10 protein-coding genes are annotated in these 21,603 nt (G+C 68.4%); 6 read left to right on the forward strand and 4 right to left on the reverse strand.

Annotated elements, in window-relative coordinates; genetic code table 11:
• Window positions 1-37 precede the first annotated feature (37 nt).
• From ACLQ3J_RS10890 to ACLQ3J_RS10900, 3 genes are all read left to right on the forward strand, one after another.
• Window positions 38-1,462 carry an FAD-binding oxidoreductase gene (locus tag ACLQ3J_RS10890; protein WP_169620766.1) on the forward strand — a complete coding sequence of 475 codons (1,425 nt, stop codon included), beginning with the start codon at window positions 38-40 and terminating at the stop codon, window positions 1,460-1,462.
• Window positions 1,462-2,223 (forward strand): decaprenylphospho-beta-D-erythro-pentofuranosid-2-ulose 2-reductase, encoded by a 762-nt coding sequence (locus ACLQ3J_RS10895; RefSeq protein WP_296550622.1) that lies wholly within the window; start codon window positions 1,462-1,464, stop codon window positions 2,221-2,223. The genes ACLQ3J_RS10890 and ACLQ3J_RS10895 overlap by 1 nt, the downstream gene beginning before the upstream one ends.
• Window positions 2,224-2,368: 145 nt before the next feature.
• Entirely contained in the window at window positions 2,369-4,249 is a 1,881-nt protein-coding gene (locus ACLQ3J_RS10900; protein WP_425903522.1) for a galactan 5-O-arabinofuranosyltransferase, read from the forward strand.
• Here ACLQ3J_RS10900 and ACLQ3J_RS10905 read toward each other — a convergent pair.
• Entirely contained in the window at window positions 4,227-4,655 is a 429-nt protein-coding gene (locus ACLQ3J_RS10905) for a DoxX family protein (protein ID WP_425903223.1), read from the reverse strand. The genes ACLQ3J_RS10900 and ACLQ3J_RS10905 overlap by 23 nt on opposite strands.
• A 79-nt stretch (window positions 4,656-4,734) precedes the next feature.
• A complete protein-coding gene (locus ACLQ3J_RS10910; protein WP_425903225.1) occupies window positions 4,735-7,512 on the reverse strand; it encodes an FAD-binding and (Fe-S)-binding domain-containing protein in 2,778 nt (925 codons plus the stop codon).
• A 121-nt stretch (window positions 7,513-7,633) separates the two neighbouring features.
• On the opposite strand from ACLQ3J_RS10910, the gene ACLQ3J_RS10915 reads away from it, so the two are divergent.
• From ACLQ3J_RS10915 to ACLQ3J_RS10925, 3 genes are read left to right on the forward strand one after another with little or no spacing between them, the layout of a single operon-like run.
• The gene (locus ACLQ3J_RS10915) at window positions 7,634-10,921 is read left to right on the forward strand and encodes an arabinosyltransferase domain-containing protein (RefSeq protein WP_425903226.1); all 3,288 of its coding nucleotides are present in this window, start codon (window positions 7,634-7,636) and stop codon (window positions 10,919-10,921) included.
• 44 nt (window positions 10,922-10,965) lie between these two features.
• On the forward strand, window positions 10,966-14,274 hold the full coding sequence (locus tag ACLQ3J_RS10920; protein ID WP_425903228.1) for an arabinosyltransferase domain-containing protein: 3,309 nt from the start codon (window positions 10,966-10,968) through the stop codon (window positions 14,272-14,274).
• Between the two features lie 52 nt (window positions 14,275-14,326).
• Window positions 14,327-14,968: a TetR/AcrR family transcriptional regulator gene (locus tag ACLQ3J_RS10925; RefSeq protein ID WP_169620772.1), complete on the forward strand. Its 642-nt coding sequence runs from the start codon at window positions 14,327-14,329 to the stop codon at window positions 14,966-14,968.
• Window positions 14,969-15,045: 77 nt separating this feature from the next.
• Here ACLQ3J_RS10925 and ACLQ3J_RS10930 read toward each other — a convergent pair whose 3' ends face one another.
• The gene (locus tag ACLQ3J_RS10930) at window positions 15,046-16,590 is read right to left on the reverse strand and encodes an acyl-CoA carboxylase subunit beta (protein ID WP_169652235.1); all 1,545 of its coding nucleotides are present in this window, start codon (window positions 16,588-16,590) and stop codon (window positions 15,046-15,048) included.
• 7 nt (window positions 16,591-16,597) lie between these two features.
• Window positions 16,598-21,559, reverse strand: a complete 4,962-nt coding sequence (gene pks13 / locus ACLQ3J_RS10935; protein ID WP_425903524.1) for a polyketide synthase Pks13 — start codon at window positions 21,557-21,559, stop codon at window positions 16,598-16,600.
• Window positions 21,560-21,603 lie beyond the last annotated feature (44 nt).

Here is a 21,603-nt window from a genome sequence, read left to right on the forward strand (position 1 = left end):
GCAGTGCCGTGCGGTCACGCGGGTAGCCTTTGTCCTGATGTCCACGACAGCTGCAGAGCAGGCGAGTGAGCCTCTCCCCACCCAGACCCGCACCCTGACCGGCTGGGGGCGCACCGCGCCGACCACCGCAGAGGTGCTCACCACACCCGATGTCGAACTGATCGCGCAGGCAGTCGCGCGAGTCGCGGAAGACAACGAGTCCAAGCCGGCGCATCTGCGCCGTGGCGTCATCGCGCGCGGTCTCGGCCGCTCGTACGGCGACCCGGCCCAGAACGCGGGCGGGCTCGTCATCGACATGACGGCACTGAACAAGATCCACAGCATCGACCGCGATTCGCGGCGTGTCGTGGTGGACGGCGGTGTCGACCTCGACCAGCTGATGCGGGCGGCTCTGCCGTTCGGCCTGTGGGTACCGGTCCTGCCGGGAACGCGCCAGGTCACCGTCGGTGGCGCCATCGGCTCCGACATCCACGGCAAGAACCACCACAGCGCGGGCAGCTTCGGCAACCATGTGCGTTCCCTCGAACTGCTCACCGCCGACGGGCAGGTCCGCACCTGCACCCCCACCGGCCGCAACTCCAAGTTGTTCTGGGCGACCGTCGGCGGCATGGGCCTGACCGGCATCATCCTTCGCGCGACCATCGAGATGACGCCGACCGAGACGGCGTACTTCATCGCCGACAGTGCGCGCACCGAGAGCCTCGACGAGACCATCGCGCTGCACAGCGACGGTTCGGAGGAGAATTACGACTACTCGAGCGCGTGGTTCGACGCGATCTCCGCGCCGCCCAAGCTCGGGCGCGCCGCGGTGTCGCGCGGTTCCCTCGCCACGCTCGACCAGTTGCCGAAGAAGTTGCAGAAGGATCCGCTGCGCTTCTCGGGGTCGACGCTGCTGACGTTCCCCGACGTCTTCCCGAACGGTCTGGCGAACAAGTTCGACTTCTCGATCGTCGGCGAGCTGTACTACCGCAAGACCAAGAACGCGACCGGCCAGATCCAGAATCTGACGCAGTTCTACCACCCGCTCGACCTGTTCGGTGAGTGGAACCGGGCGTACGGATCCAAGGGATTCCTGCAGTACCAGTTCGTGGTGCCGCCCGAGGCCGTCGAGGAATTCAAGAAGATCATCCGCGACATCCAGAAATCGGGGCACTACTCGTTCCTCAACGTGTTCAAGCTTTTCGGTGAGGGCAACAAGGCGCCGCTGAGCTTCCCCATGAAGGGGTGGAACGTCTGCGTGGACTTCCCGATCAAGGACGGCCTCAACGAGTTCGTTCGCGAACTCGACAAGCGGGTCCTCGAATTCGGCGGTCGCCTCTACACCGCGAAGGATTCGCGCACGTCTGCCGAGACGTTCCACGCGATGTACCCGCGCATCGACGAGTGGCTCAAGGTGCGCCGCTCGGTCGACCCCACCAATGTCTTCGCTTCCGATATGTCCAGAAGGTTGGAACTGCACTGATGATCAACGCCGTGGGTAACCCCCAGACCCTGCTGCTGCTCGGTGGCACCTCCGAGATCGGCCTGGCGATTGTCGAGGAGTACCTGCGCAAGGCTCCCGCCCGCGTGATCCTCGCGGCGCTGCCCGGCGACTCCCGCCGCGAAGACGCCGTGAGCCAGGCGAAAGCCGCCGGCGCCACATCGGTCGAGCTCATCGACTTCGATGCGCTCGACACCGCCGGCCACCCCGCGGTCATCGACCGGGCATGGAGTGGCGGCGACGTCGACGTGGCGATCGTCGCGTTCGGCCTCGACGCCGACGCCGAGACGCTCTGGCAGGACCAGCGCAAAGCCGTGCAGGTCGTGGGTGTCAACTACACCGCCGCCGTCTCGGTGGGCGTGCTGATCGGCCAGAAGATGAAGGCCCAGGGCTTCGGGCGCATCATCGCGATGTCGTCGGTGGCCGGTGAACGCGTCAAGCGCGCGAACTTCGTCTACGGCTCCACGAAGGCCGGACTCGACGGCTTCTACCTCGGCCTCGGCGAAGCGCTGGCGAAGTTCGGGCCCCGCGTCACGGTGGTGCGCCCCGGTCAGGTGCGCACCCAGTTCAGCGCTCACGTCGACGAGGCACCGCTGACCGTGAACAAGGAGGACGTCGCGAAGCTTGCGGTCGCCGCGTCCGACAAGGGCAAGGAGATCGTCTGGGCACCGGGCACCTTCCGGTTCGTGATGATGGTGCTGCGTCACGTCCCGCGCGCGATCTTCCGCAAGCTGCCGATCTAGGAGTCGTAGGAGGAGCACCGGAACCCGCACCCGCCGGTATGTCCGCGCGCGTTCACTAAGCTCGGCAATCGTGACCGACGCGCCCGTGAGCTCCCCCGCCCTCCCCGTCGCTCCGTTCCGTCGGATCGCGGCCACCGCAGGCGCAATGGTCGCCGCGGTGGTCGTGGCGGTGCTCGTGTCGTCGGTCGGGTTGTTCGCCTTCGGCCGGGTGCAGTGGCCGGCGTTCAACTCGTCGAACGTCACCCAGGCGGTGACGACTGTGATGCAGGTCGCGGCGCTGGCAGCACTGGGCCTGTCGATCTTCCTGCTGCGCCGCCGCAAGTTCGTGCGGGGCGCGCGGGTCCTGTCCTGGGCGGCACTGTCCGGCCTGGTCACCGCGACGCTCGGCATGCCGCTCGCCGCGACCCGCCTGTATCTGCACGGGATCTCCGTCGACCAGGAGTTCCGCACCGAGTTCCTGACGCGCCTCACCGACAGTCCGGCCCTGCGCGACATGACGTACGCAGACCTGCCGCCGTTCTACCCCGCGGGGTGGTTCTGGATCGGCGGACGGGTGGCGAACGTTCTCGGCATGGACGGCTGGGAGGCATTCAAGCCGTACGCGATCGCGTCGATCGCCGTCGCGGCGGTGCTCGCTCTGGTCCTGTGGTCCGAACTCGTCCGCTCCGACCTGGCCGTGCTCGCGGCGACGGCCACGACCGCCATCGTGCTGGCCTACGGATCTCCGGAGCCGTACGGCGCGGTGATCGCGCTGCTGCTCCCGCCCGCTCTCGTTCTCGCGTGGGGCGCCTTGTCGCCGGTACGCAGCCCCAGCGACGGCGGAGACCGCGGACACGGCCGGCAGGGATGGGGCGCGGCCATCGGAACAGGCGTGTTCCTCGGTGTCGCGGCCACGTTCTACACGCTCTATCTGGGGCTCGCGGCGTTCGCGGTAACGGTGATGGCGGTCTCCGCCGCAATCCTGGCGCGACGCTCCGGAGGGTCGTGGCGTGCCGCCCTTCCCGTGCTGACGAAGTTCGCCGCGATCGCCGCCATCGCGATGCTGATCGCGCTGATCGTGTGGGCACCGTTCCTCGCCGAGGTCCTCGGCGGCAACTCCCCGTCCGGTTCGGGCACCGCGACGCACTATCTGCCCGAGGCCGGCGCGCGCCTGCCGCTGCCGATGTTCCACGCCTCCCTGGTCGGGTTGCTGTGCCTGCTCGGCACCGTGTGGCTGATCGGCAGAGCCACGTCGTCGCGGCGGGCGCAGGCCCTCGGGCTCGGTGTGGTCGCCGTCTACCTCTGGTACCTCGCGTCGATGGCGTTCACCGTCCTGGGCAACACCTTGCTGGCGTTCCGGCTCGAGGTGATCCTGCTGGTGCTGCTCGGAGCCGCGGGTGCGTTCGCGTTCGTCGACTTCTCCCGCTGGATCAGCTTGGCCACCAGCGACAATCCGCGGGTACGCAGGGTCCTGGTCGCGGTGGGCGCTCTGGGTGCGCTGGCCTTCGCGCAGAACATCCCGCAGGTACTGACGAACGAGATCAACCTCGCCTACAGCGACACCGACGGCAACGGTGAGCGTGCCGAACAACGACCGCCGGGCGCGGCGTCGTACTTCGGGGAGGTCGACGACGTGCTCACCTCCCAGCTCGGGCCGGAACGCAGCGACTGGGTCGTTCTCACCGCCGACACCTCGTTCCTTGCCTACTACCCGTATTTCGGCTTCCAGGCTCTGACGTCGCACTACGCGAATCCGCTGGCGGACTTCGCGGGTCGCGCCGCCGCGATCGAGAGCTGGACCGAACTCGGGTCCGCCGACGAACTGATCGCCGCCTGGGACGAGCTGCCGTGGCGAGCCCCCGACGCCATCGTGTTCCGGCAGAGCGCCGAGGGCTACACACTGCGCCTGGCCGAGGACGTGTATCCGAACGACCCGAACGTGCGACGCTACACGGTGACCTTCCCCGAGGAGCTCTTCGACGACCCGCGATTCACGGTCACCGAGGTCGGTCCGTTCGTGGTGGTCACGCGCGCCGCAGGGGCATAACGGCCCGGACGCCGGCGTCGCGCAGGTACAGGCCTCCCCAGACGAAGATCCCGACGTAGATCGGGAACAGGGTGGTGCTGAGGATCGGCTGTTCGGTGAGCATGTTGCTCGTGACCGCGCCGCCGAGGTACCCGGTGATCAGCACTGCTCCCAGCATCGACGTGATCGGCACGACGTACAGCACCAGGCTTACGAGCAGGACGGCCCCGATGACCCTGTTCAGGCTCGGGTCGAAGCCGAGTTCGGCCATTGCGTCCTTCACCTGCGACGTGTTCATGAGGTGGATGACCGAGTCGAAGAGCAGGAACAGCACTACCAGTGCGGTGACGACCAGCCCGGCGATGCGAGCGGGCTTCGACACAACGGCGTAGTCGGTGCGCTGAACAGATTGCGAGGTGGTGGTCATGAGAGTCTCCCGAGATCGAGGCGGTGACACATATCGGTTGTGTGCCTACATCGACCTGCCCCGGGCCGGGAATTCATCGCTACGGGAGACGCGACGCCAGAAGTTCTGCGAGATGTGTGCCGCGGCGTGAGGTGAGATCGCCGATCTGGGTGCGACACGAGTACCCGTCGGCGAGGACGACGGTGTCGGCCGACGCGGCCTCGACAGCCGGGAGAAGCTGAGCGCCCGCCACCGCGACGGAGACGTCGTAGTGCCCGCGTTCGACGCCGAAGTTCCCCGCGAGGCCGCAACATCCGCCGAGCCGCTGCACCTGCGCGCCTGCGGTTTGCAGCAGCGCGGCGTCGGCGCCCCACCCCATGACAGCGTGATGGTGACAGTGCGGCTGGGCGACGACCGTGGTGCCGTCGAGTGACGGCGGCGTCCAGTCCCCGAGGAATTCGGCGAGCGTGGAGGTACTGTCGGCGACGATCCGGGCCGGTTCGGAGCCGAGCATCTCGACTGCATCCGAGCGCAACACCGCGGTGCACGACGGTTCGATCCCGACGATCGGCGTTCCGATACGAAACAACTCGGAAATGGTGCGTCCCAATATTTTTCGAGCAGTTCCGAGCTGACCGGTGGTGATCCACGTCAAGGCGCAGCACTGCTGCTCCTCGGTGAGCAGCACGCGGTGCCCGGCAGCTTCGAGTACCCGCACCGCGGCCACGCCGACTTCGGGGGTGAAGTACTCGGTGAAGGTGTCGACGAACAGCACCACCGGGCGCCCGCTCCGGGACCGCTGCGCAGCGGTGTCGGCGAACCAGCGACGAAACGTGCGGGGGGCGAAGGCGGGGACTGTGCGGCGCCGGTCCATGCCCGCGAGCGTGAGTCCCGTTGCGGCGACTCCCGGTATCCGCGTGAGGTTGTTGACCAGCCGGGGTGCGCGGGATGCGAGGGCCGCCCAGCGCGGTAGCCGGCCGAGACTGTAGTGCGCGACAGGACGGAGCCTGCCCCGGTAGGTCTGATGCAGCACTTCGGATTTCCACGTGGCCATGTCCACGCCGGTGGGGCAGTCCGACAGACAGCCCTTGCACGACAGGCACAGATCGAGAGCGTCGTGCACTTCCTTCGACCGCCACGAGTCGGTGACGAGCGTGCCGTTGAGCATCTCCTGCAGCGCCCTGGCCCGTCCGCGGGTGGAATCCTTCTCCTCGCGGGTTGCCTGGTAGGACGGGCACATCACGCCGCCGACAGCGGTGGTGTCGGCGCGGCACTTGCCGACACCGGTACAGCGGTGGACCGCCTGCGTGAGGTTCCCGCCGTCGTCCGAATACCGGAAACCCAAATCGACATCCACTTTTCGCGCGGCGGGCACTCGTAGATCGAGGTCGACGGGGCGCGGGTCGACGAGCACTCCGGGATTGAGGACGTTGTCGGGGTCGAACACCGACTTCACGGCGCCGAACAGTCGGATCGCAGCCGGGGAGTACATCAGTGGGAGCAGTTCGCTGCGGGCCCGGCCGTCACCGTGCTCGCCCGACATCGACCCGCCGTAGTCGGCGACGAGGCGGCCCGCCGCGAAGAGGAACTCACGGAACAGGCCGGGGACCTCGAGCGGCACATCGAGGCGGATGTGAATGCATCCGTCGGCGAAATGCCCGTAGGGATAGCCGGTGATGCCGTAACTGTCCGTCAGTTCCTGGAAGTCGCGCAGATAGGCCCCGATGCGCTCCGGCGGTACGGCGGCGTCCTCCCATCCCGCGTGCGCGGGCAGACCCTGCGGGCTCCGCGCGGACAGCCCCGATCCGTCCTCCCGGATCCGCCACAGCGCGTCCGCCCGCACCTGATCGTCCACCTGCAGCGTGTCCACCGCCCCCGATGCCGTCGCCAGTCCCCGCGCGCGCTCACGGACCTCGTCGGGATCGTCGCCGGCCAACTCGACGAACAACCATGCGGCGCCGCGCGGCAACGGCGGCACCGCCTGCGGTCCACGACGGGAACGGACGACGTCGACGATCCGCGAGTCGAGTCCTTCGCACGCCGTCGGCCGGAAACACAGCAACGTGTGGGCCGCATTACCGGCAGCAACGATGTCCGGATACCCGAGCACCACCATCGTGCGTACGCGCGGATCCTCGACCAGGCGGAGCGTCGCCTCGGTGGTGATGCCGAGCGTGCCCTCGCTGCCGATCAGCAGGCCGCGCACGTCGAACCGGTTCTCGGGCAGCAGACATTCGAGCGCATAGCCCGACACCTGGCGGCCGAATCGGCCGAACTCGGTGCGGACCGTGGCGAGGTCACGGGCCACGATCTCGCGCAGAGGTTCGAGGATTCCGTCGGTGCCGGGCAGCGACAGCGGGTGCCCGCTTCCGGTGAGGACCTCGAGCGCCACCACATTGTCGGAGGTTCGGCCGTACCCGAGTGCGCGGGCACCACACGCGTTGTTGCCGATCATCCCGCCGACGGTGCAGCGGTTGTGGGTGGACGGATCGGGGCCGAACCGGAGTCCGTACGGCGCGGCGGCCCGTTGCACGTCGGTCTGCACGACACCCGGTTGCACGCGGGCCGTACGCGCGTCCGGATCGATCTCGAGCACCCGCCCGAGATGGCGGGAGAAATCGAGCACCACACCCGGCCCGACGGCGTTGCCCGCAAGCGAGGTGCCGGCGCCGCGCGACGTGAGGGGCACGCCCTCCCGGCGGCACACGTCGAGAACGGCCGCAACCTCGTCGACCGATCGTGGACGGACCACGGCCTGTGGCGGCACGCGATACAGCGAGGCATCGGACGAATACATGGCGCGGGCGGCGGTGTCGTCACAGACCTCGGCGATCCCGGCCGCCCGCAGCGCGCGTCCGATCGGCGTCGCTGTGTCCATGGTGTCCGATGCTAGTGGGGGTCGGTGGCGCACCGGACGGGGTCGGAAGAACCCGCCACGCCGACCGCACCTTCCGGTGTCGCGGCGACCACAGCGGCACCCTCGCATAGCATCGGGCCTTGTGCCTGCCGAAACCCGAGCGCCCGAAAACGCCCCTTCACCCGATCCGACGACGCAGTTCCGCACCGCGCGCGTAGTCGCGATCGTGACGGGTCTGCTCGCTTTCGTCCTGGCGCTGAGTGTCCCGTTCCTCCCGGTCCGGCAGGAAGCGACCAGCCTCGCCTGGCCCCAGAACAACTCGCTCGACAACCTCGAGGCGCCGCTGGTCTCGTACACCCCGCTGTCGCTGCGCGTGAGTGTTCCGTGTTCGGCAGCAGAGTCGCTCGGGGAAGACGGCGGGACGCTCGTGTCGACCGTTCCCCCCGGCGCGCCCGACGCGACCGACACCGCGCTCGTCATCAGGGCCGTCCCGGGCACGGACGGCAACCCCGGTGCGATCGAAGCGGTGCTGCGCAACTCGGTGCTGGTGTCCACTCCGCTCGACACACCGTGCACCGCCGTCACGGTCGCATCGAATGCGGAACTGACCGCCGCCGAGGTCGTGGGCGCGGACCCGCGGCTCGCCGTCGAGGTGGAGGGCGATTCCCGGCCCCAGATGGTCGGCGTGTTCAGCGACCTGAACGGATCTGCCGCGGCACTGACCTCCGGTGCGGACACCGAGAGGCTATCGGTGCGCGCCGACCTCGACACCCGGTTCACGTCGACACCCACGCTGATCAAGTTGGCCGCGATGATCCTGTGCGTCCTCTCGACGGTGATTTCTCTCGTCGCGCTGCATCGCCTCGACAGCGTGGATCGTCGCCGCGCCCGCCGCTTCTTCCCCTCCCACTGGTGGCGGTTCACGATCGCCGACGGCGTGGTCGTCGGGACACTGCTCCTGTGGCACGTCATCGGTGCCAACACCTCGGACGACGGTTACATCCTCAACATGGCCCGGGTATCGGGCGACGCCGGCTACATGTCGAACTATTTCCGGTGGTTCGGTGTCCCCGAAGCGCCCTTCGGGTGGTTCTACGACGTCCTGGTGCTGATGTCGCAGGTGTCGACGGCCAGTATGTGGATGCGGCTGCCCGCGCTCGTCGCGGCGATCCTGTGCTGGATGGTCATCAGCCGGGAAGTCATCCCCCGGCTCGGCACCGCGGTCCGGCACAGCAAGGTGGCGCTGTGGACCGCCGGGCTGGTGTTCCTCGCCTTCTGGCTCCCGTACAACAACGGCCTGCGTCCCGAACCGATCATCGCGGTCGGCGCCCTGCTGACGTGGTGCTCCATCGAACGCGCGATCGCGACCGGCCGCATGCTCCCTGCCGCGATCGCGGTCCTCATCGCCGCATTCTCGCTCGCGGCCGGACCCACCGGCGTCATCTGCGTCGCGGCACTCATCGCGGGCGCCCGCCCCCTCGTGAAAGCCCTCGTGGCGCGCCGCCCCCTCGTGGGATGGGCGCCGCTCGCCCCGCTCCTCGCGTCGGGCACCGTCGTACTCGTCGTGGTGTTCGCCGATCAGACTCTCGCGTCGGTGCTCGAAGCCACCCGCGTGCGCTCCGCGGTCGGGCCGAACGTGCCCTGGTTCGACGAACGGCTGCGCTGGGACGCGCTGCTGACGGTGTCGCCGGACGGCTCGGTCGCCCGCCGATTCGGCGTGTTCGTGATGCTGCTGTGCCTGGTCGTGTGCGTCATGCTGATTCTCCGCAAGGGCCGCATCCCCGGGACCGCGATCGGACCCTCCCGGCGCATCCTCGGCATCGTCTTCGCGTCCCTGCTCCTCATGATGCTCACCCCGACCAAGTGGACGCATCACTTCGGTGTCTACGCCGGGCTCGCGGGATCGATCGCCGCGCTCGCCGCAGTCGGCGTCGGGGCGGTGGGCATCCGGTCCGCCCGCAACCGGGCCCTCTTCACCGCGGGCGTGCTGTTCGTCCTGGCGATGGCGTTCACCGGATCCAACGGCTGGTGGTACGTCTCGAGCTTCGGTGTTCCCTGGTGGGACAAGCCGCCGTCGATCTCCGGGTACGCGTTCTCCACCGCACTGCTCGGCCTCACCGTGGTCGCGCTGATCGTGGCCGCATGGTTCCACCTGCGTGAACCGTTCGTCGCGCCACGACCCGAACGCAACGGACGAATGAAGGCACTCGCCTCCGCGCCGCTCACTCTCGTGGCCGCAGGAGTGGTGCTGTTCGAGGTCCTGTCGTTGATCAAGGGCGCGGTGGCGCAGTATCCGGCGTACTCGATCGCGCAGTCCAATCTGTCCGCCCTGCGCGGCGACAGTTGCGCCCTGGCCAACGACGTTCTCGTCGAGTCCGACCCGAACGCGACGATGCTCTCGCCGCTCGACGGATCGGTCGCCGACGCACTCGGTGCCGGGACGTCGACCGGATTCACACCCGACGGTGTCGCTTTCGACCTCACCGCCGACGCCGAGACCTCCACGACAGGTGGCGCGAACACCGTCGACTCCGAAGTCGGTGGCACCACCACCTCGACGGGTGCGGGCACCGGCGGTGGACGAACCGGCAACCAGGGCGTCAACGGCAGCACCGTCCGCCTGCCGTTCGGGCTCGACCCCGCTACCACGCCGATCCTGGGCAGTTACCGGACCGGGGTGCAGCAGGCCGCCGCGCTCGAGTCCGGCTGGTACGTCCTTCCCGAACGCACCGAGGACACCCCGCTGCTCGTCGTCACGGCGGCCGGCCGGGTCCACTACGTCGACCCCGACGGTGTGATCACCCCCGGACAGGACGTGCAACTCGAGTTCGGTGCCACCTCGGGTGGCGAAGTGTCGCCGGTCGGCCGGGTCTCCCCCATCGACATCGGCCCGTCACCGTCGTGGCGCAACCTGCGTGTGCCCACCGACGCCATCCCTGCCGACGCGGACGTCGTCCGGATCGTCGTCGACGACGGCAACCTGGCTCCGGACCAGTGGGTCGCGGTCACACCGCCGCGCATGCCGCGCCTCGACACGCTGAACGAGGTCGTCGGTTCGCAGGCTCCGGTTCTCATCGACTGGTCGGTGGGCTTGGCCTTCCCGTGCCAGCGGCCCTTCGGCCACCGCAACGGCATCGCCGAGGTCCCGGAGTTCCGCATCCTTCCCGACCGGGTGGGTGCCGATGCGACGAACGGCTGGCAGGACGACATCGGCGGCGGCCCGCTCGGCTGGATACCGCAGCTCCTGGCCGCCGAGACCATCCCCACCTACCTGAACCACGACTGGGATCGCGACTGGGGTTCGCTCGAGCGGTACCGCCCGATCGACCCCGACGCGACGGGTGCGGTGATCGACACCGAGGAGGTCACGCGGTCCGGTGTGTGGAATCCGGGACGTGTCCGTGACGGGGTGCCTGTCCTGCTGGAATGAGGGCGTGTGCCGTCACACGTGGGCTGCCGATACCATCGGAACCCGTGCCCGACGACGTGACGACCGCCCCCGCTCCCAGCGAGACCCCGCTCAGGTCCGTCGGCGAGGATCTTCGTACGCAGTACCGGACCGCACGACTCGTCGCCGCTGTCGCGGGACTGCTCGGCATCGTCCTTGCCGTAGCGACGCCGTTCCTGCCGGTGCGCGTCACGGAAGCGACCGTGACGTGGCCCCAGAACGGCTCGGTCACCGACATCGAACTGCCGTTGATGTCGCAGGTACCGCTCAGTTTCGAGGCGACTATCCCGTGCGTCGCGGTCGGTGAGCTTCCCGACTCGGGCGGGATGCTGCTCGCGACCGCACCCGCGAACGGTCAGGACGCCGCGCTCAACGCGATGTTCGTGCGTGTCGGCGAGGAGAACGTCGATGTGCTCGACCGCAACGTCGTGGTGGCGACGGCACCGCGCAGCGAGGTGGAGTCGAGTTCGTGCACCGAGATCCGTTTGTTCTCGGACGCCGACCGGACGACCGCCGAATTCGTCGGGCTCTCCGACGAGAACGGTCTCCCGCGCGCCGGGGAACTCGGTGGAGACCTGCGGCCGCTGGTCGTGGGCGTCTTCAGTGACCTGACCACCGCGGTGCCCGGACTCGAGGTGACCGTGGACGTGGATTCGCGCTTCACGTCGTCGCCGACCCTCGTCAAGTCGCTGGCCATGATCCTCGCGGTCCTGTCGACCGCACTCGCGCTCGCCGCGCTCGCGAAGCTGGACGGCACCGACGGACGCGGGCACCGCCGTTTCCTGCCCGCACGCTGGTGGAAGTTCAGCGGCGTCGACATCGTCGTGATCGGCACGCTCATCGGCTGGCACTTCTTCGGCGCGAACACCTCCGACGACGGTTACCTCCTGTCGATGGCCCGGGCGTCGGAGCACTCCGGCTACATGGCGAACTACTTCCGGTGGTTCGGTGTGCCCGAAGCGCCGTTCGGCTGGTACTACGACGTGCTGGCGGCGTTCGCGAAGATCTCCACGGCGAGCCCGTGGATGCGACTGCCGGCACTGCTCGCCGCCATCGTCTGCTGGATGGTCATCAGCCGGGAGGTCGTGCCCCGGCTCGGGCGCGCCGTCCGGGAGAACCGGATCGCCCTGTGGACCGGCGGACTGGTGTTCCTCGCCTTCTGGCTCCCCTACAACAACGGCCTGCGTCCCGAACCGATCGTCGCCCTCGGAGCGTTGCTGACGTGGTGCTCGATCGAGCGCGCGATCGCCACCGGTCGCCTGTTGCCGGCCGCGACAGCCGTCATCATCGGCGCCTTCACGCTGGCGGCCGCCCCGACCGGCCTGATGTGTATCGCCGCGCTGATCGCGGGCCTGCGGCCCATGACGCGCATCGTGGTTCGCCGTCACCGTGAGGTCGGCACGCTGCCGTTGCTCGCTCCGATCGGCGCAGCCGGTGTGCTCGTCCTCGTGGTGGTCTTCTCGGACCAGACCCTCGCGGCGGTCCTCGAGGCCACCCGTGTGCGCACGATCATCGGCCCCAACGAGGAGTGGTGGAACGACTTCCTCCGCTACTACTACCTGATGGTGCAGACCGTCGACGGGTCGCTGGCGCGCCGTTTCGCGTTCCTGGTCATGCTGCTGTGCCTGTTCACGACGATGCTCGTGCTGCTGCGTCGCCGGAAAATCCCCGGCATCGCCATGAGCCCGTCGTGGCGCCTGCTCGGCATCGTCTTCGGAACGATGTTCTTCATGATGTTCAACCCCACGAAGTGGACCCACCACTTCGGGGCGTACGCGGGCATCGCCGGATCGCTCGCGGCACTGACCGCCGTGCTCGTCTCCGCCAGTGCTCTGCGATCGCGACGAAACCGCACGATCTTCCTGGCAGGTCTGCTCTTCGTCCTCGCGGTGTCGTTCGCCGGCATCAACGGCTGGTGGTACGTCTCGAGCTACGGCGTTCCGTGGTTCGACAAGACCGTCTCGTTCCAGGGCACCCAGTCGAGCTCGGTGTTCCTGATCCTCTTCGGTGCGGCGCTGCTCCTCGTCGCCTGGCAGTACCTGCGCGAAGGCTATGCGGCGCCACCGGAGAAACCGACGACGCGCAAGGGCCGCCGTATCCGGACCTTCGCGGCCGCGCCGCTCACCGTCGTCGCCGCGGTCATGGTTCTGTTCGAGGTGCTTTCACTCCTCAAGGGCGCGGTGGCGCAATATCCCGCCTACTCGCTCGCCCGGTCCAACATCGGTGCCCTCGCCGGTGACACCTGCGGCCTCGCGAACGACGTGCTCGTCGAGATCGACCCCAACCAGGGCCGTCTCGAACCGATCACCGACCCCGCGAATCCGCCGGCCGGCGGGGATCCGCTCGCCGGATCCTCTCCCCGTGGATTCAGCCCGGACGGCGTTCCGTCCGACCTCACCGCCGACTACGTCGAGGTCAAACCCGGACAGGGCAACACCGACAACCAGAGTGTCGGCCCCACGTTCGAGACCGGCTCGGGCGGCGGCACCACCGGTGGACGAGGCGCTCAGACCGTCAACGGCAGTACCGCGCGCCTGCCGTTCGGACTCGACCCGGCCGTCACCCCGGTCCTCGGTAGCTACCAGCAGGGCGTGCAGGAACCGGCAAGCCTCACCTCGAGCTGGTACCAACTGCCCGAGCGTGCCGACGAGTCGCCGCTGATCGTGCTCTCGGCCGCCGGCCGCGTCTGGTCCTACGACGACACCGGTGCCCTGAACTACGGACAGTCGCTGCTCGTCGAGTACGGCACACGGCTGCCCGACGGAACCGTCGAGGCGAAGGGCACATACCTGCCGCGGGACATCGGTCCGGCACCGTCGTGGCGGAACCTGCGGGTGCCGATCGCGGATCTGCCGGAGGACACCGACGCGGTGCGGATCGTCGCGAACGATCCCAACCTCACCGGAGACCAGTGGCTCGCGTTCACGCCGCCGCGGGTGCCCGTCCTCGACACCCTCGACAGCGTGATCGGCTCGGAGCAGCCCGTCCTGCTGGACTGGGCCGTGGGTCTGCAGTTCCCGTGCCAGCGGCCGTTCGATCACTGGGCCGGTGTCGCCGAGATGCCGAACTACCGCATCCTCCCCGACCGTCCGCTCGCGGTGTCGTCGACCGACACGTGGCAGTCGGCGGACAACGGTGGTCCGCTCGGATTCACCGAGGTCCTCGCCCGTGCCGAACAGATTCCGACGTATCTGAAGAACGACTGGGCCCGCGACTGGGGCTCGCTGGAGCGGTACGTCCCGAACTACCCGGACGCGGTTCCCGCGGAGATCGCGACCAGCGAGGTGAACCGCTCGGGGCTCTGGAAGCCTGCGTCGATGCGCGTGTACGAGTAGCGTCCGAGGCTGCCGCACGGGTAACCATGTCGCGTATCCCTAGAATGCGGGAGTGACCATCGAGAACAGCGCGGACGCCTCGTCGCTCTCCCCGCGAGCCACCCAAGCGGTCAGGCGGAGTCTGACCCCGCGGCAGGAGGCTGCGAGTCGCGATGTGGACCGGCTCATCCGCGCCGGCCGAGAACTGCTGACGCAGGGTGCTCCCGCACGCGTCGCGGACATCGTCACCGCTGCCGGACTGTCGAACGACGCCTTCTACCGGTACTTCCGGAGCAAGAGCGATTTCGTCGACGCCGTGGTCGAGGAGGGCAGCCAGCGGCTTTTGAACTACCTGCGCCGGAAGATGGACGCGGCAGGAAGCCCCGAGGGCGCTCTCCGGGCGGGCGTCGCCGCGGTCCTCAGTCAGGCGGTCGACCCGAGCATCGGAGCCGCGACCCGCAATGTCGTCGCGGCGGGAGGCGGTCGTCCTCATGCGCCGAAGGTGCGCGAGGATCTCGAGTTCGCGCTCGCGGAGGTGCTCGCCGGACCGATCCGCGAGCTGGGCTCGACCGACCCCGAACGGGATTCGCGCGCAACGTCGATCCTGTTGCTCGCCTCGATGGAACACCTGCTCTGGCGAGACACCACCAGCTTCGATGCCGACGCAGAGGTCGAGCACATCGTCGGCTACGTGCGCCGCGCCCTGTCCGTCTAACCGGCACAGACGAATGCCGTAGTGGGCTGCACAGTGCGCGTGCAGCCCGCTACGGCATCGTTGTCACACGGTGGCCGTCAGAGCGGCAACAGGTGGTGCTTGCGCGGGTTCTTGAACACCGTCTTGTCGCGCAGCAGATTCAGAGCGCGCCGAATCTCGAGCCGCGTCGAAGCCGGGTCGATGACGGCGTCGATGTAGCCGCGCTCGGCAGCGATGTACGGCGTCGCCACATGCTCGTTGTAGAAGTTGATGAGCTGCTGCCGCACCGCGGGAGCATTCTCGCCCGCATCGGCAATCTGCTTGCGGCCGATGACCGCAACCGCGGACTCGGCACCCATCACGGCGATGCGGGCCGTCGGCCACGCGAAGTTGATGTCGGCGCCGAGTTGCTTGGAACCCATCACCGCGTAACCGCCGCCGTACGACTTGCGCACCACCACGGTCACCTTCGGCACGGACGCCTCGACGTACGAGAACAGGAACCTGCCGCCACGCTTGATGACGCCGATCTTCTCCTGCTCCACACCGGGCAGGAAGCCCGGAGTGTCGACGACGAAGACCAGCGGGATGCTGTAGGCGTCACAGACCCGGACGAAGTGCGCGGCCTTGTCGGCTGCGGCTGCGTCGAGCGCACCGGACAGATGGAGCGGCTGGTTCGCGACGACACCCACCGGGCGGCCGTCGACGCGGGCGTATCCGGTGATGATGTTGTGCGCGGTCTGCGAACGGACCTCGAAGAAGTCGCCGTCGTCGAAAATCTTCAGCAGGATGTCGTGCATGTCGTAGCCGGAGTTGTCGGCGTCCGGCATGAACGAATCGAGTTCGAGGTCGTCGGGCGTGATTTCCGGTTCCAGACCGGGATTGACGACCGGCGGCTTCTCCTGCGCGTTCGACGGCATGTAGCTCAGGTACTGGCGCACCCACTCGAACGCGGCCTTCTCGTCGGGCGCGACGTGGTGCACGTTGCCGTATTCGGCTTGCTTACGCGCGCTTCCCAGTTCGTGAAGGCTGACGTCCTCACCGGTGACGGCCTTGATGACATCCGGTCCGGTGACGAACATGTGGGCGTCTTCGGTCGCGACCACGACATCGGTGTTGATCGGGGCGTACACGGCACCGCCGGCACACTTGCCGACGATGACCGAGATCTGCGGGCACAGGCCCGACAGCGGCTCGGTGCGCTTCCCGATCTCGCCGTACCAGGCGAGCGACGTGACGGCGTCCTGCACGCGCGCGCCACCCGAATCGTTGATGCCCACGACGGGGCAGCCGATTTTGAGGGCGTAGTCCAGGACCGCGGAAACCTTGCGGCCGAACATCTCTCCGACGCTGCCGCCGAGAACCGTCTGGTCGTGGGAGAAGACCGCGACCGGCCTGCCCTCGACCGTGCCGTGCCCGACGACGACGGCGTCGCCGTAGAAGGCGTCCTCGCGGCCGGGCGTCTTCATCAACGCGCCGATCTCGACGAAGCTCCCCTTGTCGAGGAGCATGTCGATGCGCTCACGCGCACTCGGAATGCCCTTCTTCGCGCGCTTGGCGACTGCGATCTCGCCCGCAGGTTCCTGCGCGATCTCCAGTTTCTGGCGCAGCTCGGCCAGCTTTTCTGCCGTGGTGGTGGTCACTACTCGTTCAGCTCCTCGAGGCCTCGATGGCGGCCAGCTTACGGGTCAGGTCTGCCCCCACCTTGGCGATGTACGGCTCGTCGACGATCTGCAGGTGATCGCCACCCACCGACACGACTTCCAGATTCGCGACGACGTCTCCCCAGCCACCGTCGGGCTGCCGGGTGCCGAAAGCCGGCTCCAGGTCGATCGCGTCGTCGTGGTAGCGATCCGCCATGTAGAGAACGACATCGCCGTCGTAGGTTTCGAGTTCGGCGGTCTGGATCGCCCGGTTGTCGAGCCACGACGTGCGCTGGTGCTCGATGATGCCGCCGGGGATCTCGACACCGCTCATCTCGAGCAGGCCCATGAGGATTCCGATCTGGTCCTCGTCGGACTCGGCCTCGGCCAGAAGGTCGTACGGCAGCGGTGCTTCGATGCCGTAGGTCTTCTTCGCGAAGCGCGCGTAGCGCTGCCAGCGCTTCCTGATCTCCTCGGGCGTGTTCTCGACCTTCTCGCCCGCCATGACGGTGTCGATCAGTCCGACGACACGCACGTCCTTGCCACGCTCGCGCAACAGGCGCGCCACCGCGTAGGCGAGCACACCTCCGAGCGACCAGCCGTAGAGCACGTACGGGCCGTCGCCCTGGATCTCCTCGATGAGCGGCAGATATACCGCGGCGCGCTCTTCGATCGGTCCCTCGGTGCGTTCGAAGCCGTACATCGGCGTATCGGCGGGAAGACGCCTGAGCAGCGGTTCGTACGCCACGGTGGAGCCACCTGCCGGGTGGAAGACGAACACCGGCACCGCATCCGAGCCCTCGGGCCGCGGTCGCAGGGCGCGCACCAATCCGTCGATCCGGTCGGAGGATTCGAGGTATCCGCGGACGACATCCGCGAGTTTCTCGATCGTCGCAGCACCCCGCACATCCTCGACGGTGATGCTGCCTCCGGAACGCTCCGTCAGACGGGCCGCGAGCTTCTCGGCCTTCTCGTCGTCCAGCGTGGGAAGCGTGTTGAAGATGCTCTTCGCCGACCGCCCGGTAACCACCGCCCACGACGCGAACGTCAGGCGTTCGGCGGCGTCGCGCGGGGGCACATCGACGCCACCGTCATCGGTGGTGTCCAACGACGCGGTCTCGGCCGGAGCGGTCTCCGGCGCGGTCTCGGCCGGCGCGGCAGGCGCCGCGTCCTCCAGGATCTGCTCGGCTTCGGCGACGACCGTGGTGTCCTCCACCGAGGTCGGTGCCTGCTCGTCGGCCGCTGCGTCTTCTGCGGCGTCCGCCGCGCGCTCGGCAGCCTTGTCCGCGGCCTGCTGCTCGGCGAGTGCCGCGACTTCCTCGCGGTTCTCGACGGCGTACCGCAGGTACTTCGCGACGTCGCGCAGGCTCGCATCCTTCACCGCGGAGATCTGGAGTTGCGGAATGTCGAACTCGTACTCCACCCGGTTCTTGATCCGGACCGCCATGAGCGAATCGAGGCCCAGTTCGATCAGCGGAATCTCGACCGGCAGGTCCTCGGGCGCGTATCCCATCGACTCCGCGACGATCAGCGCGAGCCGATCCTCGAGGGTCTGCGAGCCGGCCGGATCCCATCGGTCGCCGGCGCTCTCGGCCACCTCGGCGGTGTCCTCGTCCGTACGGGTCGACACCGCGGTGGCGGCAACAGGTGCGGACAGCACCTCACCGGAGGTGACGACACCCTCGTGGACGAGCGTGAACCCGCCGTCGTCGAGAGCGTGTACCTGCAGCGACGCACCACCGGGATGGCGGGTGAGCGTGGTGGTGAGCGTCCCGGCTGCGGGCACCGGTGCGTGCGGCATCGACGCGGTGAGCGTCACGTCGGCGAGCACCTGCGAGGCCGCGGCCACGAGCAGCGCGGCGGGATCGGTGACGGCCGAAGCCTGCACCTCCCACACGTGCCGGCCGTCGGGGAGTGCGACGTGCGCACCGGGAACCCGGCTGTTGCCCGCGGAGCCGATGCGGGCCTCGACCCAGTACGGCTTCCGCAGGAACGCGGTCCGCGGGATCTCGGCGTAGTCCCCCTCGGGGAGCAGGCTGCCCAAGTCCACGGGATGCCCGTGCACATACAGCTGCGCGAGGGCGAGGAGCACGCCGAGCGACTCGTCTTCCTTGCGCTTGAGCGTCTGGATGAACTGTCCGTCCTGCACGCCCGCGTCGAAAGCGGTCGACGCGACCGACATGAGCGTCGCGGGATTGGCGTTGAGCTCCACGAAGGTGGTGTGGCCGTCGGACAGCGCCTGGCGCACGGCCTGCGTGAAGTACACGCTGTGGCGCATGCCCTTGGTCCAGTACTCGACCCCGTGAATGCCTTCGTGTCCCGGCCGGTACAGGGTTTCCTGGTCCACCGACGAGTACACGGCGACCTTCAGCGGGTGCGGCTCGATACCCGCGAGTTCGGCAGCGAGCTCACCGAGAATCGGGTCGACCTGCGAGGTGTGGCTCGCGCCCTTCGTCTGCAGGACACGAGCGAACTTCTCCTCGGCCTCGGCGCGGGCGACGATCTCGTTGACCTCGCCCTGCGGGCCACCGATGACCGTGTGGGTGGGGGCGGCGTAGACGCACACCTCGAGGTGCGGGAAGTCCGGGAGCACCGAGGTGATCTCGTCGGCGCTGTATTCGACGAGCGCCATGAGACGGATGTCGTCGCCCTCGAGCTGGCCTTCCGCCTCACCCATCAGCCGCGAGCGGGCGCAGATGACGCGCACGGCGTCCTCGAGCGCGAGTCCACCGGAGATGTACGCGCCGGCAGCCTCACCCATCGAGTGCCCGACGATCGCGGCGGGCTCGGCACCGTGGTGGCGCAGTACCGCCGCGAGGCCGATCTGGATCGTGAAGATCCCGACCTGCGCGGTCTCGACGTCGTAGTCCTGGCTGTCGTCGAGGAACTTCTCCGTCATGGAGTAACCGGACTCGTCGACGATCAGCTCGTCGACCTCGTCCACGGCCCGCGCGAACACCGGGTTCTCGAGATACAGCTGCTTTGCCATCTTCCGGTGCTGGGCACCGAAACCGGACAGCACCCACACCGGTCCCGCGGACGCGGGAGAGTCGGCGGTGAAGACACCCTGGGCCGGCTTGCCGGCGGCGACGGCGCGCAGACCGGCGATGGCCTCGGCACGGTCGGCAGCGACCACGACCGCGCGGGAGCGACCGTGATTGCGACGCGCGAGCGTGCGGGCGACGTCGGCGAGCGGAGTCGTGCTGCCCTGCTCGGTCTCGAGCCAGTCGGCGAGGTCGGCGGCGGCGCGGCGACGGCGGGACGGCATCGGAGCGGACACCGCGAGCACGACCGGCATCTCACGAGCCGGTTCCGCGGGGGTGCCGGCGATCTCGGAGACGGCGTCGGACACGATCTCGACCTCGGCCTCGGCTGCTTCCTGCCCGTCGGGGCCGGTGTATTCGTGCACCACGACATGCGCGTTGGTGCCGCCGAATCCGAAACCGGAAATGCCCGCGACCGCGCGTCCCGTGTACCGGGGCCACTTCGCACCGTCGGGAATGACCTGGAGATGCGCCTTGTCGAACGGAATGTACGGGTTGGGCGCGGTGTAGTTCAGCGTCGGAGGAAGCGCGTCCTCCTGCATCGCGAGCACGACCTTGATCAGGCCCGCAGCACCGGCAGCCGACTCGAGGTGGCCGAAGTTGGTCTTCGCCGAACCGAGGAGCACCGGCTTGTCGGCATCGCGGCCGCGGCCGACGACCCGCCCGAGTGCATCGGCTTCGATCGGGTCACCGAGCACCGTGCCGGTGCCGTGTGCCTCGATGTAGTCGACACCCGACGGCAGGATCTGCGCGTCCCGGTAGGCCCGGCGCAGCACGTCGACCTGTGCTTCCGGGTTGGGGGCCGCCAGGCCGTTCGAACGGCCGTCCTGGTTGACGGCCGTGCCGGCGATGACGGCGAGAATGTTGTCGCCGTCGCGCTCGGCGTCCTCGAGACGCTTGAGCACGACGAGACCGCCGCCCTCGGCACGGATCATGCCGTCGGCGTCGGCGGAGAAAGCCTTGATGCGGCCGTCGGGAGCCATGACGCCGAGTTCGTCGAAACCGAGGGTTCCGGCCGGCGCGAGCAGCATGTTGACGCCACCGGCCAGCGCGACATCGGCTTCACCGCCGCGCAGCGCACGCACCGCCTGATGCACCGCGACGAGCGACGACGAGCACGCCGTGTCGAGGGTGACCGAGGGGCCGTGGAAGTCGTAGAAGTACGAGACGCGGTTGGCGATGACCGCGGACGACGTACCCGTCAGCGCGTACGGGTGCGCAACGGACGGGTCGACCGAGGCCAGCAGCATGTAGTCGCTCGCCGAACTGCCGATGAAGACACCGACCGAACCACCCTTGAGGTCGCTCGGAGGAATGTGCGCGTGCTCGAGCGCCTCCCACGTCAGTTCGAGCGCGAGACGCTGCTGCGGGTCGACCATCTCGACCTCGCGCGGCGACATCGCGAAGAACTCGGCGTCGAAGCCCTTGACGTCGTCGAGGTAGCCACCACGGGTGTTGGCCTTGCGGATCGACTCGCGGACGGCCGGGTCGCCCTCGAACTCCGACCAGCGGCCCTCGGGAAGATCGCCGATGGCGTCCCGCCCGGACGAGAGCAGGTCCCACATCTGCTCCGGCGTCTCGATATGACCCGGGAAGCGCGTCGACACACCGACGATCGCGACGTCCTTCGACGCCCCCGACGGTCGCGCCGCATACAGAGACGCGTCGTCGTCGTCTTCGGGACGTTCCGGTTCGCCCTCGATGATGCGCGTTGCCAGCGACGCGATGGTCGGATGCTGGTACGCGATCGTCGCGTTCAGGGTGACGTCGAGAAGATCCTCGATCTCACCGCTCAAGGCCACCGCGTCGCGGGACGACAGTCCGAACTCCTCGAGCGGACGATCATCCGTGATCTGCGAGACCGGCTGGCCGGTCGTGTTTGCGATCCAGTTCCGCAGCCAGTCGCGCAGTTCCGCAACGGTCATTTCCATGTCAGCCATCAACCCACCACGCTACCCGGGAACAAGAA

The sequence above is a fragment of the Rhodococcus sp. DT1 genome (assembly GCF_049844875.1).
Taxonomy (GTDB): Bacteria; Actinomycetota; Actinomycetes; order Mycobacteriales; family Mycobacteriaceae; genus Rhodococcus.

What these genes read in the sequence shown, in the direction of transcription:
- ACLQ3J_RS10890 (WP_169620766.1), top strand. Translation starts at nt 38, where the DNA reads ATGTCCACGACAGCTGCAGAGCAGGCGAGTGAGCCTCTCCCCACCCAG.
- ACLQ3J_RS10895 (WP_296550622.1), top strand. Translation starts at nt 1,462, where the DNA reads ATGATCAACGCCGTGGGTAACCCCCAGACCCTGCTGCTGCTCGGTGGC.
- ACLQ3J_RS10900 (WP_425903522.1), top strand. Translation starts at nt 2,369, where the DNA reads ATGGTCGCCGCGGTGGTCGTGGCGGTGCTCGTGTCGTCGGTCGGGTTG.
- ACLQ3J_RS10905 (WP_425903223.1), bottom strand. Translation starts at nt 4,655, where the DNA reads ATGACCACCACCTCGCAATCTGTTCAGCGCACCGACTACGCCGTTGTG.
- ACLQ3J_RS10910 (WP_425903225.1), bottom strand. Translation starts at nt 7,512, where the DNA reads ATGGACACAGCGACGCCGATCGGACGCGCGCTGCGGGCGGCCGGGATC.
- pks13 (WP_425903524.1), bottom strand. Translation starts at nt 21,559, where the DNA reads ATGACCGTTGCGGAACTGCGCGACTGGCTGCGGAACTGGATCGCAAAC.